Below are 14,983 nucleotides of genomic sequence, written 5' to 3' on the forward strand. Positions count from 1 at the left end.
GGCTGCGACAGCCCTGGTCAGCCCGACCTGCGGTAGGGCCAGTCTCCCGGCGAAACCCACCACCGGCAGCAACCGTCAACGCCCCCGGCCCACGGCCACCACGGACTCGGGTAACTGAAATGAGCGGGCCCGCCCCCCTGGGAGAGGGGGCGGGCCCTTCGCCTTGCGGTGGCACCGCCATGCAGCACCGCAGGACGTCTATGGGTTCCGGCCTAGCCGAAGCGGCCCGAGATGTAGTCCTCGGTCGCCTGCACCGACGGGTTCGCGAAGATGCGCTCCGTCTCGTCGATCTCGATCAGCTTGCCGGGCTGGCCGACCGCGGACAGGTTGAAGAACGCCGTACGGTCCGAGACGCGCGCCGCCTGCTGCATGTTGTGCGTCACGATGACAATCGTGAAGCGCTCCTTCAGCTCACCGATCAGGTCCTCGATCGCAAGGGTCGAGATCGGGTCCAGCGCCGAGCACGGCTCGTCCATCAGCAGCACATCCGGCTCGACCGCGATCGCGCGGGCGATGCACAGACGCTGCTGCTGGCCGCCGGAGAGGCCGGAGCCGGGCTTGTTCAGCCGGTCCTTGACCTCGTTCCAGAGGTTCGCGCCCTTGAGGGACTTCTCGACAACCTCTGCCAGCTGGTTCTTCTTGTACGAGCCGTTCAGCCGCAGGCCCGCCGCGACATTGTCGAAGATCGACATCGTCGGGAAGGGGTTCGGCCGCTGGAAGACCATGCCGACCGTACGGCGTACGGCGACGGGGTCCACGGCGGAGGCGTACAGGTTCTCGTCGTCCAGCAGCACCTTGCCCTCGACGCGGCCACCGGGGGTGACCTCGTGCATCCGGTTCAGGGTGCGCAGGAACGTGGACTTGCCGCAGCCGGACGGGCCGATGAAGGCCGTCACGGAGCGGGGCTCCACGGTCATCGAGATGTCCTCGATCGCCTTGTGGGAGCCGTAGAAGGCGCTGAGGCCGCTGACGTCGATGCGCTTGGCCATGTGAATCACTTCGCTTTCAGAAGGCCGCGGTCAGCGACCGGTCTTCGGGGCCTTCCAGCGGGCGATGCCGCGGGCCACCAGGTTGAGGATCATGACGAAGGCGATCAGCACCAGGGCGGCAGCCCAGGCGCGGTCGACCGCTGCGTCGGTGCCGACGGCGTACTGCTCGTACACATACAGCGGCAGCGAGGACTGGGCGCCTTCGAAGGGGTTGTTGTTGATCAGCTTCGTACCGAAGACGAGCAGCAGCACGGGGGCCGTTTCGCCGGTGATACGGGCAACCGCGAGCATGACACCGGTCGTGATGCCGCCGATCGCTGTGGGCAGGACCACCTTGAGGATCGTGCGCCACTTGGGGATGCCCAGGGCGAGGGAGGCCTCGCGCAGCTCGTTCGGGACGAGCTTGAGCATCTCCTCGGTGGAGCGGACGACCACCGGCATCATCAGGATGGCGAGCGCCATCGAGCCGGCGAACCCGGAGGGCCCGAAGCCCAGCATCAGGTTCCAGGTGGCCAGGATGAACAGGCCCGCGACGATCGACGGGATGCCCGTCATGACGTCGACGAAGAAGGTGACGGCCTTCGCGAGCTTGCCGCGGCCGTACTCGACCAGGTAGATCGCGGTCAGCATGCCGATGGGGGCGGCGATGACGGTCGCGATGAGGACCTGCTCGATGGTGCCGAGCAGCGCGTGGTAGATACCGCCGCCGGCATCGGCGTCGAGCACGCCGCCCATCGAGTGACTCAGGAAGTACCCGTCGAGGACCTTGACGCCCTTGCTGATCGTGACCCAGGCCAGCGAAAGCAGCGGGATCACGGCGAGGAGGAAGCAGACCCAGACGACGCTGGTGGCGAACCGGTCCTTGGCCTGGCGGCTGCCCTCGACCTTGGTGGTGATCAGGTAGCTGGAGACCACGAAGAAGAGCGCGGCCAGCAGGCCCCACTGGACCCTGCTCTGCCAGCCGGCGGCGAGGCCGAGTGCGCAGCCTGCGGCGATGGACGCGACGGCGATGGCGGCCGGCGCCCAGCGGGGGAGGCGGGCGTGGGACAGGGCGGCGGGGCGCAGGGGCGCAACCGGCCGCTTGTCCTGGACGACGTTGCTCATGCGTTGGCCCCCGAGTACTCCTTGCGGCGCGCGATGATCCACCGTGCCGCGCCGTTGACCAGCAGCGTGATGAAGAAGAGCACCAGACCGGAGGCGATCAGAGCATCCCGGCCGAACTCGTTCGCCTCGTTGAACTTCGCCGCGATGTTCTGGGCGAAGGTGCCGCCACCCGGGTCGAGGAGATGGCCGGAGATGATGAAGCTCGGGGAGAGCACCACGGCCACGGCCATCGTCTCGCCGAGCGCACGGCCGAGGCCGAGCATCGAGGCGCTGATGATGCCGGAGCGGCCGAAGGGGAGCACCGACATCCGGATGACCTCCCAGCGCGTGGCGCCGAGGGCCAGAGCGGCCTCTTCATGCATCTTCGGCACCTGGAGGAAGACCTCACGGGTGACGTTGGTGATGATCGGCAGGATCATGATCGCCAGCAGGATGCCCACGGTGAAGAGGTTGCGGGCGACGCCGTCACTGGCCTTGGCGAAGATGTACGTCCAGGCGAAGTACTCGTTCAGCCACTTGTTGAGACCGTCGAGGTAGGGGACCAGGAAGATGGCGCCCCAGAGGCCGTAGATGATGCTCGGTACGGCGGCGAGCAGGTCGACGACGTAAGAGATCGGAGCGGCCAGCTTGCGCGGCGCGTAGTGCGAGATGAACAGCGCGATGCCGATCGCGATCGGCACGGCGATGAGCATCGCGATGACCGAGCTGACGACCGTGCCGAAGGCCAGTACGGCGATGCCGAAGACTGGCGGGCTGCCGGCCGGGTTCCACTCGGAGGTGGTGAGGAAGTTCGCGTCGTCCTTCGAGATGGCGAGGACGGCTCGGTAGGTGAGGAACCCCGCGATGGCGGCCATGATCACCAGCAGGGTGATCCCGGATCCGCGGGACAGGCCCAGGAAGATCCGGTCGCCGGGGCGGGTGCTGCCCCTGGACGTGCGTATGTCGCCGCGGGCGGGCGGCGGAGTTTCGGTGGGTGTTGTGGTAACCATCGGGACTCTCCGGTCTGCGGAGCCGGTGGGCTCCTGGCGGCGGTGCACCGGATACCGAGGCCGGTCCGAGCCCGTGCTGCGGCACGGACCGGCCTCGGTCGGAATCAGGACAGGGTCGGGACGATCTCGCGGACCTTGGCCGCGATCTCGGCCGGGAGCGGGGCGTAGTCGGCGTCGGCGAGGACCTTCTGGCCCTCCTCGCTGACCGCGTAGTTCAGGAACGCCTTGAGGGTCGGCAGGGTCTCCGCCTTGTTGCCCTTGTCGCAGGCGATCTCGTACGTGACCAGGACGATCGGGTACGCGCCGTCGACCTTGGTCTTGTAGTCGAGCGAGAGGGCGAGGTCGTTGCCGGTGCCCTTGATCTTGGCGGCGCCGATGGCCTTGGAGGCGTTCTCGGTCGTCGCCTCGACCGGGGCCGCGGCACCGGTGTTCAGCTTGACGGTGCTCATCTTGCTGGCGGTCGCGTACGACAGCTCGAAGTAGCCGATCGCGCCCTCGGTGTCCTTGACGGAGCTGGCGACGCTGGAGGAGCCGTTGGCGGCCTGGCCACCCTTGGCCGGCCAGGACTTCGTCTTCGGGTCGTACTTCCAGTCGGCCGGGGCGGCCTCGCTGAGGTACTTGCCGAGGTTCTGCGTGGTGCCGGACTCGTCCGAGCGGTGGAAGGCCTGGATCGCGGTGCTGGGCAGCTTGGCGTCCGGGTTCAGCTTCTTGATCGCCGCGTCGTCCCACTTGGTGATCTTCGAGTCGAAGATCTTGGCGAGGGTCGGGGCGTCCAGGACCAGGTTGTCCACGCCGGTGAGCTTGTAGCCGATGGCGATCGGGCCGCCGACCATGGGCAGGTTGATGCCCTGGCCGGTCTTGCAGATCTTCTTCGACTCGGTGACCTCTTCGGGCTTGAGCGCCGAGTCGGAGCCGGCGAAGGCGACCTGGCCCTGGTTGAACTTGGTGATGCCACCACCGGAGCCGATGGCCTGGTAGTTGATCTCCACGCCGGAGCAGGCGGCCTGGAAGTTCTTCACCCAGAGGTCCATGGCGTTCTTCTGGGCGGTCGAGCCGGCGGAGAGCAGCTGGCCCTTGGCGCCGTCGCACTTGACGTTCGACGCGGCGTTGGTCTTCTCGCCACTGCCGCCGGTGCTGCCCGCGTTGTCGTCCGAACCACACGCCGTGAGGACCAGGGCGCCGGAGATGGCGAGCGCGCCGAGCGCGGTGGCGCGAAGCCCGTTCTTGCGCTGAAGCTTCACTTTCGGGTGTTCCTTCCAAGAGCCGCCGGACGCTGACTGATGTCTGACACGTTCTATGGCGGCGTGTGTCGGGGTGGGGGGGACCGGCACTGCACCGGTCACCGTGTAGGGCCGAAATTAGGCAGATGAGGTGAAGCCGCCGACGGGAGAGGGTGAACGGAAGGTGAACCGTGTCGGGCAGCTAAGTGCCAGCCGCGCGGGACGCTTGCCGGCCCCCGCCGACACCTCACGCCGAGTGAAGAGCCTCGAGCAGAGCGTCTACCAGAACGCGGTCGCGGGGCTGGGTGAGGCGGTTGCGGGCTTCCGCCGGTGGAAGCCACAGGATGCGGTCCACCTCCTCGTTGGCGGCGAACGAACCCGTCGTCGCTTCAGCCGCCCAGTAGCTGACCTGCTTCGGACGTCCATTCGCAAGGTAGTACGCGGAGGGCAGCCGGGCCCCCGGAACGCACTGGTACCCCGTCTCCTCCAGCACCTCGCGCACCGCGCCGGCGAGGGCGTCCTCGCCGCGCTTCAGCTTGCCTTTCGGGAACGACCAGTCGTCGTACTTGGGCCTGTGTACGAGGCAGATCTCGATGCCCTCGTCGCTGTGCGGGGAACGCCGCCAGAGCACACAGCCCGCGGCCAGTACCGTGTCGTCCCCCATCGTCGGGCCCCCGCTCATGGGGCCGTCACCGCCGTGGCCCTCTGCCACACCTGCTGGAAGGCGAACCGGGCGGCCTCCACCTCGTGCCGCTGGTCGGCGTGGAGTACCCCCAGGGCGTACGCGGTGGCCGGGGCGATGCGCGGAGTGCGGGCAGCGTTTGCGGCGGCAGCGGCGGCCTCGGCCGCGTCGCGGTGACGGTCGAGGACCAGGCCCGCGTGGCGCAGCACCGGGTCCGCCTCCGGGTGCAGCACCTCCTGTGCGTACCGGTGCAGCCGCAGCAGCAGCCGCACTTGGTGCCAGGGGGCGTCCTGCGCCTCCCCGGCCGATGTGGTGGCGAGGCCGTGCACCAGGGCCTCCGCGTTGTACGGGTGCGCGGCCCGGCCCAGCGGCAGCGCGGCCACCGCTTCCAGCAGCCGCCGCTCGGCGAGCTCCACGGGCAGCGCCAGGGCCTCGGCGGCCGGGGCGCCGGCCATCGGGCCGAGCGGCAGTTCGGATGCGAGTACGGCGACGGAGTCGGCGACCGCGTGGAAGCGGGAGGAGCCGAGTGCCTGGAGCGCGGCGGAGTGGGCCCGGGTCCGGGCGAGGGTGAGCTGTCGCTCCAGCAGTGCGCCTGCCCGCGCGGCCCCGACGGTCAGGGAACCGGTGGCGCGCGGAGCGTCCGCGTTGCCGGCCGGGCCGACGGCGCCGTCGGCGGGACTGCCAAGATCGCCGGAGCCGGGACCGGCCAACGTGACGGAGACGGAGCCGGTCGGTGCGCCGGGACCGGCCGACGGGCCGCGTTCGCCGGGAGCGGCAGCCCGGTCGCCGGGGCTGAGCGTGCGCGATTCCCCCCTCGCCGGCGGCAGCGGACTCGCCCCCGACAGCCGTGCCAGCGCGTCGAGCAGCCGCCCGAGCCGTGAGGTGCAGGCATGTTCCTGGGCCAGTGTCGCGGAGAGCCAGGCCAGTTCGGTGCGCAGATCGTCCGCCCAGGCGGGGTCGAGCAGCGGCCGGAAGGTGTGCAGTGTCCCGCTGATACGGCGGGACATCTGACGCAGCGCGGCGGCGGCCTCCGCCACGCCCGCCGTGTCCGCGCCGCTCTCGCTGTGCAGTCGCAGACTGCGCAGGAAGCCACCTGCCTGCGCATGGAGGTACCGGGCCAGCGCCTCGCCGGCCGTGACCGCGGTGGGGGGACCGGCCGGGACAGCGGCAGGCCGGGAGAGATCAGGGCTGTGCACGCCGGCGCCTCCGGGCGTCTATGAGCATCTCCTGTAGATTCCGCAGCGGCTGGCCTTCCGGGTCCGTCGCATGCCGGGTCCAGGCGCCGTCCGGGCCGAGGTGCCAGGAGGACGTGCTGTCGGACATGCCGGTCTCCAGGAGACGGGTCAGAGCCGCGCGGTGGGCCGGGTCGGTGACCCGGACCAGAGCCTCGATACGGCGGTCGAGGTTGCGGTGCATCATGTCGGCGCTGCCGAACCACACTTCGGGCTCGCCGCCGTTGCCGAAGGCGAAGATCCGGGAGTGCTCGAGGAAGCGGCCGAGGATCGAGCGCACCCGGATGTTCTCGGAGAGGCCGGCGACTCCGGGGCGTATCGCGCAGATGCCGCGCACCCAGATGTCCACCGGCACACCCGCCATGGCGGCCCGGTAGCAGGAGTCGATGACCGCCTCGTCCACCATCGAGTTGACCTTGATGCGGACGTAGGCGGGCCGGCCGCTGCGGTGGTGCGCGGCTTCCTTGTTGATTCGCGAAATCAGTCCGTCGCGCAGGGACTTGGGGGCGACCAGGAGCCGGCGGTAGGTCTCGCGGCGGGAGTATCCCGACAGCCGGTTGAACAGGTCCGAGAGGTCGGCGCCGACCTGCGGGTCCGCGGTCAGCAGCCCCAGGTCCTCGTACAGCCTGGCGGTCTTCGGGTGGTAGTTGCCGGTCCCGACGTGGGAGTAGCGGCGCAGCGTCTCCCCCTCCTGGCGGACCACCAGAGACAGCTTGCAGTGCGTCTTGAGCCCCACGAGCCCGTAGACGACATGGCAGCCGGACTCCTCCAGCTTCCGCGCCCACTTGATGTTGGCCTGTTCGTCGAAGCGGGCCTTGATCTCTACGAGTACGAGGACCTGCTTGCCCGACTCGGCGGCGTCGATCAGCGCGTCCACTATGGGGGATTCGCCGCTGGTGCGGTACAGCGTCTGCTTGATGGTCAGCACGTCCGGGTCGGCCGCGGCCTGCTCCAGGAAGGCCTGGACGGACGTCGAGAACGAGTCGTACGGATGGTGCAGCAGTACGTCCCGCTCACGCAGCGCCATGAAGATGTCGGGCGCGGATGCCGACTCGACCTCGGAGAGGTCCCGGTGGGTGCCGGCGACGAACTTCGGGTACTTCAGCTCGGGGCGGTCCAGCGCCGCGATCCCGAAGAGGCCGGTCAGGTCCAGCGGCCCGGGCAGCGGGAAGAGCTCGGCGTCGGACATCTTCAGCTCGCGGACCAGCAGGTCCAGGACGTACGGGTCGATGGACTCCTCGACCTCGAGCCGCACCGGCGGGCCGAAGCGGCGCCGCATGAGCTCCTTCTCCAGGGCCTGCAGAAGGTTCTCGGCGTCGTCCTCCTCGACCTCCAGGTCCTCGTTCCTGGTCACCCGGAACATGTGGTGCGCGAGCACCTCCATGCCGGGGAAGAGCTCTTCGAGGTGCGCGGCGATGACGTCCTCGAGGGGGACGTACCGCTGCGGCGAGGCCTCCAGGAAGCGGGACAGCAGCGGCGGGACCTTGACGCGGGCGAAGTGGCGGTGGCCGCTGACCGGGTTCCGTACCACCACGGCGAGGTTCAGCGAGAGGCCCGAGATGTACGGGAAGGGGTGTGCGGGGTCCACGGCCAGCGGGGTCAGGACCGGGAAGATCTGCTGCCGGAAGAGAGTGAACAGGCGTGCCTGCTCCTTCTCGGTGAGGTCCGGCCAGCGGATGAGGTGGATGCCCTCCTCGGCGAGCGCCGGGGCGATGTCCTGCTGGTAGCAGGCGGCGTGCCGGGCCATGAGCTCGCGGGAGCGGTTCCAGATCAGGTCCAGCACTTCGCGGGGCTGCAGGCCGGACGCGGACCGGGTGGCGACACCGGTCGCGATGCGGCGCTTCAGGCCGGCGACGCGGACCATGAAGAACTCGTCCAGGTTGGACGCGAAGATTGCCAGGAAGTTGGCCCGTTCGAGGAGCGGGGTGGCCGGGTCCTCGGCGAGCTCCAGGACGCGCTCGTTGAACGCGAGCCAGCTGCGCTCGCGGTCGAGGAACCGCCCCTGAGGCAATTCGGCGCCGTCTCCCTCGTGATCTTCCTCGTACGAATCGAGGTCGGCGTCGAGATCGGGTTCCAGGTCGGAGACCGTGGCGGCGACGGTGTGCGGCCGGTGCGCGGCTATGGAACCGACGGACGGCTGGGGGTGCTGGACCGGTACCTCGGCGGGCTGCTGGCTCATGAACCCATTCTTCCGCGTCGAGGGCCTGATGGGCGCGTCGGAGAGGGCCGGGGTGAGGGGGATCTTCCCGTTCGGGGAGGAGGGTACAGCGGGCTGCATTGAGTGAGGGTCGCAAGGGCGTCTGAATGCCCGGTAACGACGACATGACGTGAGGGAAAGCGTGGCGGGACCCCCCGGGGTCGGTCGCGGGGGGTCCTGTACGGCGTATGGGGCTCTGTGCGGCCTTGTGCGGCCCTACGCGGGCCCTGCTCGGGCGGTGTGCGCGGGTGCAGCAGCCAGAATGGGGCGGCGGTGGCGGCGTCGGCAAGAGCCGGCGCGATGCCGGTCCCGATGCGTTACCGAGCAGTGGCCGCCCGGGGGCGGTCCGTCAGGACTCGGTGCGGTACATCAGGTCCACCTCGTGCGTGACGAAGCCGAGGCCTTCGTACACCCGCAGCGCCGCCGGATTGTCCGCGTCGACGTAGAGCATCGCGGTCGGCACCCCTTGCGCGGCGAGATGCCGCAGCCCGATCGCGGTCAGCGCCTTGCCGAGGCCGCCGCCCTGCGCGTCGGGCCGGATGCCGATGACGTACACCTCGCCGAGGTGCTCCGCGGCGTGCACCTTCGTCCAGTGGAAGCCGATGAGCTCCCCGCCCCGCTCGGCCAGGAAGAAGCCCTTGGGGTCGAACCACGGCTCGGCCTTGCGGTCGTCGAGGTCCCGCTGGGTGACGGAGCCCTGCTCGGGGTGGTGCGCGAAGGCGGCGGCGTTCACGGCGAGCCAGGCCGCGTCGTCCTGCCCGGGCACGAAGCTGCGTACGGTGACGCCCGCCGGGAACACCGGCTCGGGAATGTTCAGCGGGCTCAACGGCCGCCGCAGCTGGCGCAGTTCACGGAAGAGGGTGAGCCCGAGGACCTGAGCCAGATGCCGCGCGGCGGACTTCCCGCCGTGCGCCCACACCCGCAGCCGCTTCCCGGACGCGCCCAGCAACGCACTCCCGAGGGCCCGCCCGTGGCCGCGCCCGCGGTGCGCGGGGTGCACGACGAGCTCGGCGGCCGGAGCCTCGATGGGGTCGGTGTCCTCCAGCTGCGCGTACCCGATCAGCTCGCCGCCGACGGTGAGCAGGAGATGCCGTACGCCCTCCCGCTTCCCGCCGCGCAGCTGCAGTCGCCCCTGCTCGGAGACGGCCTGCATCCCGTCCGCGCGGGCGGCCTCGCCGAGCATGCCGAGCACGGCCTGAGCCTGCTCGGGGCTGAGCTCGTCAACGGTCTCGATCTGCCGGCCGGGCTCCGGAATCACAGCATCAATGCTCATGGGACGAGGGTACGGCTGGACAGCACCTTGTCGGCGATACGGGACGGGCCCTGCGTACGGGTGATACGCGAGGAACCGCCCGATGACGAACAAAGGCAACCAGGTCGTAACCCCTACCCCCCTGTCGCGCTACGCGCGTTGACTCTAGGCTGCCGCTCGCAACCCTCACGCCACGCTGAACTGACAAGGGGACAGATGTCAGCGACACCGAACAAACACCGTGCGGCCCGCCGGAGCCGTCGGGTTCTCGCCGCGGCCGCCGGACTGGCCACCGTCGGCGCGCTCTTCGCCGCGATGCCGGCCGGTGCCGCCGTCGACGAGGGGAGCAGCGGCGACCGTCACCACAAGCCGCGCACCGTCGACGTGCAGCTGTTGTCCTTCAACGACCTGCACGGAAACCTGGAGCCGCCCGCCGGCTCGGCCGGTCAGGTCACCCACACCCGTGCGGACGGCACCACCGAGAAGATCAATGCGGGCGGCGCCGAGTACCTCGCCACGCACCTGCGCCAGGCCCGCGAGGGCAATAAGTACTCGGTGACGGCCGCGGCCGGTGACATGATCGGCGCATCGCCGCTGCTCTCCGGGCTCTTCCACGACGAGCCGACCATCGAGGCGCTGAACGCGCTGAAGCTCGATGTCTCCTCCGTCGGCAACCACGAGTTCGACGAGGGTGCCAAGGAACTGGCCCGGATGCAGAACGGCGGCTGTCACCCCACCGCCGGCTGCTTCGAGCAGGGCAGGAAGTTCACGGGCGCGGACTTCCCGTACCTCGCCGCGAATGTGGCGGACGACAAGACCGGCAGGCCGCTGCTCGATCCGTACTTCATCTGGAAGAAGGACGGCGTCAAGATCGGCTTCATCGGGGTGACCCTGGAGGGCACGCCGAACATCGTCAGCGCCGAGGGCGTCAAGGGCCTCACGTTCGCCGACGAGGTCGAGACGATCAACAAGTACACCAAGGTGCTGGAGCGCAAGGGCGTCAAGTCGATCGTCGCTCTGATCCACGAGGGCGGGGCGCCGGCCTCCTCCTCGTACAACTACAACTGCGACAGCCCGGGCCCCGGCGACGGTGTCTCCGGCCCGATCGTCGACATCGCCAAGAAGATCAGCCCGCAGGTCGACGCCCTGGTCACCGGCCACACCCACCAGGCGTACGCGTGCACCGTCCCGGACCCGTCCGGCCGGCCGCGTACGGTCACATCGGCGGCCTCGTTCGGCAAGCTGTACACCGACACGACGCTCACCTACGACCGTCGCACCAAGGACATCGTCCGTACGTCCGTCGCCTCCGCGAACCACGTGGTCACCCGCGACGTGCCGAAGGCCGAGGACATGACCTCGCTGATCGCGCGCTGGAACACGCTGGCCGCGCCGGTCGCGAGCCGGCCCGTCGGCTATATCTCCGCCGACATCGACAACCCCTTCGACGCGCCCGAGAAGCCGCTCGGCAATCTGATCGCGGACGCGCAGCTGGAGGGTCTCGCCCCGGCGGACAAGGGCGGGGCGCAGCTCGCGCTGATGAACCCGGGCGGAATCCGCGCGGGCCTCGTCCACAAGGCGTCCGGCAGTGAGGGCGACGGTGTCGTGACCTACGGCGAGGCGTTCACCGTGCAGCCGTTCACCAACATGATGACCGTCGTCGACCTGACCGGCGCTCAGTTGATCACTGCACTCCAGCAGCAGGTCAGTGGCGCGAACCAGGCTTCCCCGAAGATCCTCCAGGTGTCGGACGGCTTCACCTACACCCTGGATCTGACGAAGACCGGAGCCGACCGGATCGTGGCCGGCTCGGTCAGGCTGAAGGGCGAGGCGATCGACCCGGCGAAGACCTACCGGGTCGCGATGAATGAGTTCCTGGCGGGCGGCGGCGACGGCTTCGCCGTCCTGAAGGAGCACAAGAACAAGCTGGTCGGCGCGTCCGACCTGGACATCCTCAACGCCTATCTGGCCGCGCACTCCAGCGCGAGCGCGCCGCTCGCGCCGCCGGCCACCGGCCGGATCACGGTCGTGAAGTAGCGCTACTCGGCGGGACGGTGGGGCGGCGGGCCACGGGGCTGCCGCCCCACCGGCGTTCACGGAAGAGGCTTGATTCAGCCGTTGGTTACTGGCCAGTCCTGGCTCTGGTGCTTCTTGACGTGACCACGCCATAATCCCGGACCATGGACCGACGGAGCTTTCTCGCGGGCGCGGCAGCCGTCTCCGCAACCGCCCTCATCGGCGCACCCCCCGCCTTCGCCGCACCCCGCCGCACCCTGTCCGCGCAGGACTGGATGGCGGGCTCCGCGGACAGCACCGCCCTCGCGCGGCTGACGATCCCCGGCACACACGACTCGGGCGCGCGCTTCGGCGGGCTCTGGACCGAGTGCCAGAACACCACCGTCGCCGACCAGTTGAACAGCGGCATCCGCTTCCTGGACGTCCGCTGCCGGGTCACCGGGGACTCCTTCGCCATCCACCACGGGGCCTACTACCAGAACCTGATGTTCGGCGATGTGCTCATCGCCTGCCGGGACTTCCTGAACGCCCACCCGTCCGAGACGGTTCTCATGCGCGTCAAGCAGGAGTACTCGGAGGAGAGCGACGCGACCTTCCGCCGCGTATTCGACACCTACCTCGACGGCAAGGGCTGGCGTCCGCTGTTCCGCATCGGCGACGGGCTGCCGTCGCTGGGCGAGGCCCGCGGCAAGGTCGTCCTCATCGCCGACAACGGCGGACTGCCCGGCGTCAAATGGTGGGACAGCGCGGTGTTCGACATCCAGGACGACTGGAACGCCGCGCCGAACGCCAAGTACCCCAAGATCGAGGCACAGTTCCGTAAGGCGGCCCAGCAGCCCGGAAAGCTGTTCATCAACTTCGTCAGCACCTCCGCGTACCTGCCGCCGCGCTGGAACTCCGACAACCTCAACCCGAAGGTCCACTCCTTCATCAACGGCTCAGAGGCGAGCGGCTGGAAGGGCCTCGGCATTGTGCCGATGGACTACCCCAACACCCGCTCGGGACTCGTCGATTCGCTCCTGCGGCGCAACTAGGCGGCGCGCTGGGCGGCGTCAGGGCTAGGGCGTGCCAGGCGTCGCGGGGCTGGGGGCACCTCCCAGACGAAGCTCTGGGGGAGGGACTTCTAAAACACGCCCTCGGCGGGCGGTGGCGTCGCCGCGCCCGGCAGCCGGATCACCGCGCGCGTACCGCCGCCCGCAGCGGGCTCGATCGAAACCTCGCCGCCCAACTGCTGGACCGTACGGGCCACGATCGACAGCCCAAGACCCGAGCCGGGCAGACTCCGCGCCGACGGCGAGCGCCAGAACCTCTCGAAGACGTAAGGGAGTTCATCGGCGGGGATGCCGGGACCGTGGTCTCGTACCGTCAGCCCGCCGCCCTTGAGAGCCACCTCGACCGTCCCGCCCGGCGGCGAGAACTTCACCGCGTTGTCCAGGACGTTGACCAGCGCCCGCTCCAGCGCGGCCGGCTCCGCCCGTACGTACCAGGGCGCCAGGTCCGCCGCGAAGGTCAGCTCAGGCCCGCGCAGCCGGGCCCGCTCCAGCGCGGCCTCGGCGATCTCGTGCAGGGCGACCACCTTCAGTGGCCCCCGGTCCACCGCGTCGGGCCGCGACAGCTCCTGCAAGTCGCCGATGAGGGCGGCCAGTTCGGTCATCTGCGCCTTGACAGAGGCCATCAGCGCCGTACGGTCCGCGGGCGGGATCGCCCGGCCCGTCTCCTCGCTGCGGGCCAGCAGCTCGATATTCGTACGCAGCGAGGTCAGCGGCGTGCGCAGCTCGTGCCCGGCGTCCACGATCAGCTGGGCCTGCCGGTCCTGGGAGGAGGCGAGCGCGGCGGTCATCGAGTTGAAGGAGCGGGACAGCCGGGCGATCTCGTCCTCGCCCTCGACCGGGATGCGTACGGTCAGATCCTCGGTGCGGGCGACGTGCTCGACGGCCCCGGTGAGCCGGTCGACCGGTTTGAGCCCGGCCCGCGCGACCCACAGCCCGGCCGCGCCCGCGCCCAGGACGCCGACGCCGGACACGATGAGCAGCAGGAGCGCCAGATCGTTGAGGGTGCCCTCTGTCTCCTTGAGCGGGTACGCGATCATCACCGCGGTGTCTGTCACGACCCCGCTCGCCGGGCCCTGGACGACGGCCGCGGCGGTGAGTACGCGGACGTCCTTCCCGTCGGTGTCCCGGCCGTTGCGGAACGTCCAGACGGCTGGATCCGCGTTCTGCGCCACCTTCTGGTCACTGCTGTCGACCTGGATGGTGCCGGCTGAGCCGGCGGCGACGCACGGTTTGTCGCTGTCGGCCTGGACGAGCTGGAGGTAGAAGACGGGCTTGGGGCCGTAGCCGGTCCGGGCGGCGGGAGTCTGGGAGCAGCTGCGCAGTGCGGCGGCGATTTCTTCGGTACGCAGGGGCGCGCTCGCGGCTTTCAGCTTGGAGTCGATCTCGTCGTACAGCTTGCCGCGCACGACGAACCAGCAGGTGGTGGAGACGGCCGCGACCGCGACCGCCACCGCGACCGCCACCAGCAGCGCCAGCCGCGACCGCAGGGGCAGCGCACGGAACCTTCTCATCACTCCGGGCCGCCCGACCGCAGCGCGTACCCCACGCCGCGCACCGTGTGGACCAGGCGCGGCTCGCCGGCCGCCTCCGTCTTGCGTCGCAGATACATCACATACACATCCAGCGAATTGGAGCTGGGCTCGAAGTCGAAGCCCCAGACCGCCTTGAGAATCTGCTCCCGGGTCAGCACCTGGCGCGGATGCGCGAGAAACATCTCCAGCAGCGTGAACTCCGTACGGGTCAGCTCCACCCGGCGCGTGCCGCGGTGGACCTCGCGCGTCGCCAGGTCCATCCGCAGATCGGCGAAGGCCAGCACGTCGTCGTCGGGAGCCGCGCCCGCGGTCGTCGCATACGAGCTGCGCCGCAGCAGCGCGCGGATCCGGGCGAACAGCTCGTCCAGCTCGAACGGCTTGACCAGATAGTCGTCCGCGCCCGCGTCCAGCCCGGTCACCCGGTCGCCGACCGTGTCCCGCGCGGTCAGCATCAGGATCGGCGTGGTCGACCCGGCGGCGCGCAGCCGACGGGCGGCGGTCAGGCCGTCCATCCGGGGCATCTGGATGTCGAGCACAATCAGATCGGGCGCGTACGCCTCCGCCCGGGCGAGGGCGTCCACGCCGTCGACGGCGACCTCGGTCCCGTACCCCTCGAAGGCGAGAGACCGCTGGAGCGCCTCACGGACGGCAGGCTCGTCGTCGACGATGAGGATGCGGTCGCCTTCACGGGGGGTAGTCATGACATCAGCCTCGCACG

At 69.8% G+C, this 14,983-nt stretch carries 12 protein-coding genes; 2 read left to right on the forward strand and 10 right to left on the reverse strand.

The window, feature by feature from the left end; translation table 11 throughout:
- Window positions 1-212 precede the first annotated feature (212 nt).
- The 8 genes from pstB to mshD form a co-directional block, all read right to left on the reverse strand.
- Window positions 213-989 carry a phosphate ABC transporter ATP-binding protein PstB gene (gene pstB / locus ACZ3H8_RS25310; RefSeq protein WP_389191185.1) on the reverse strand — a complete coding sequence of 259 codons (777 nt, stop codon included), beginning with the start codon at window positions 987-989 and terminating at the stop codon, window positions 213-215.
- A gap of 30 nt (window positions 990-1,019) precedes the next feature.
- Complete coding sequence (pstA, locus tag ACZ3H8_RS25315) at window positions 1,020-2,093, reverse strand: phosphate ABC transporter permease PstA (RefSeq protein ID WP_467405512.1); 1,074 nt, start codon at window positions 2,091-2,093, stop codon at window positions 1,020-1,022.
- Window positions 2,090-3,082 (reverse strand): phosphate ABC transporter permease subunit PstC, encoded by a 993-nt coding sequence (gene pstC, locus ACZ3H8_RS25320; protein WP_389191191.1) that lies wholly within the window; start codon window positions 3,080-3,082, stop codon window positions 2,090-2,092. Before pstC ends, pstA begins: the two co-directional genes overlap by 4 nt.
- Window positions 3,083-3,186: 104 nt before the next feature.
- Window positions 3,187-4,323, reverse strand: coding sequence for a phosphate ABC transporter substrate-binding protein PstS (pstS, locus tag ACZ3H8_RS25325; RefSeq protein ID WP_467405514.1), 1,137 nt, complete (start codon window positions 4,321-4,323; stop codon window positions 3,187-3,189).
- A gap of 226 nt (window positions 4,324-4,549) precedes the next feature.
- Window positions 4,550-4,966, reverse strand: a complete 417-nt coding sequence (locus tag ACZ3H8_RS25330) for an NUDIX hydrolase (RefSeq protein ID WP_467405517.1) — start codon at window positions 4,964-4,966, stop codon at window positions 4,550-4,552.
- Between the two features lie 14 nt (window positions 4,967-4,980).
- Window positions 4,981-6,180 carry a CHAD domain-containing protein gene (locus ACZ3H8_RS25335; RefSeq protein ID WP_467405518.1) on the reverse strand — a complete coding sequence of 400 codons (1,200 nt, stop codon included), beginning with the start codon at window positions 6,178-6,180 and terminating at the stop codon, window positions 4,981-4,983.
- Window positions 6,167-8,395, reverse strand: a complete 2,229-nt coding sequence (locus ACZ3H8_RS25340) for an RNA degradosome polyphosphate kinase (protein WP_467405520.1) — start codon at window positions 8,393-8,395, stop codon at window positions 6,167-6,169. The genes ACZ3H8_RS25335 and ACZ3H8_RS25340 overlap by 14 nt, the downstream gene beginning before the upstream one ends.
- A 367-nt stretch (window positions 8,396-8,762) precedes the next feature.
- The gene (gene mshD, locus ACZ3H8_RS25345) at window positions 8,763-9,686 is read right to left on the reverse strand and encodes a mycothiol synthase (protein WP_467405522.1); all 924 of its coding nucleotides are present in this window, start codon (window positions 9,684-9,686) and stop codon (window positions 8,763-8,765) included.
- Between the two features lie 195 nt (window positions 9,687-9,881).
- Between mshD and ACZ3H8_RS25350 the strand changes: the two genes are divergently transcribed.
- Both ACZ3H8_RS25350 and ACZ3H8_RS25355 read left to right on the forward strand, forming a co-directional pair.
- Window positions 9,882-11,702 (forward strand): bifunctional metallophosphatase/5'-nucleotidase, encoded by a 1,821-nt coding sequence (locus ACZ3H8_RS25350; RefSeq protein ID WP_467405525.1) that lies wholly within the window; start codon window positions 9,882-9,884, stop codon window positions 11,700-11,702.
- Between the two features lie 143 nt (window positions 11,703-11,845).
- Window positions 11,846-12,715: a phosphatidylinositol-specific phospholipase C gene (locus ACZ3H8_RS25355; RefSeq protein ID WP_467405526.1), complete on the forward strand. Its 870-nt coding sequence runs from the start codon at window positions 11,846-11,848 to the stop codon at window positions 12,713-12,715.
- Between the two features lie 89 nt (window positions 12,716-12,804).
- On the opposite strand, the gene ACZ3H8_RS25360 is transcribed toward ACZ3H8_RS25355, so the two are convergent.
- Together ACZ3H8_RS25360 and ACZ3H8_RS25365 are read right to left on the reverse strand one after the other, a co-directional pair.
- Complete coding sequence (locus ACZ3H8_RS25360) at window positions 12,805-14,244, reverse strand: sensor histidine kinase (protein ID WP_467405529.1); 1,440 nt, start codon at window positions 14,242-14,244, stop codon at window positions 12,805-12,807.
- A complete protein-coding gene (locus tag ACZ3H8_RS25365; protein WP_215095113.1) occupies window positions 14,244-14,966 on the reverse strand; it encodes a response regulator transcription factor in 723 nt (240 codons plus the stop codon). The genes ACZ3H8_RS25360 and ACZ3H8_RS25365 overlap by 1 nt, the downstream gene beginning before the upstream one ends.
- Between the last annotated feature and the right edge of the window lie 17 nt (window positions 14,967-14,983).

This window comes from Streptomyces sp. NPDC002868, from assembly GCF_055563295.1.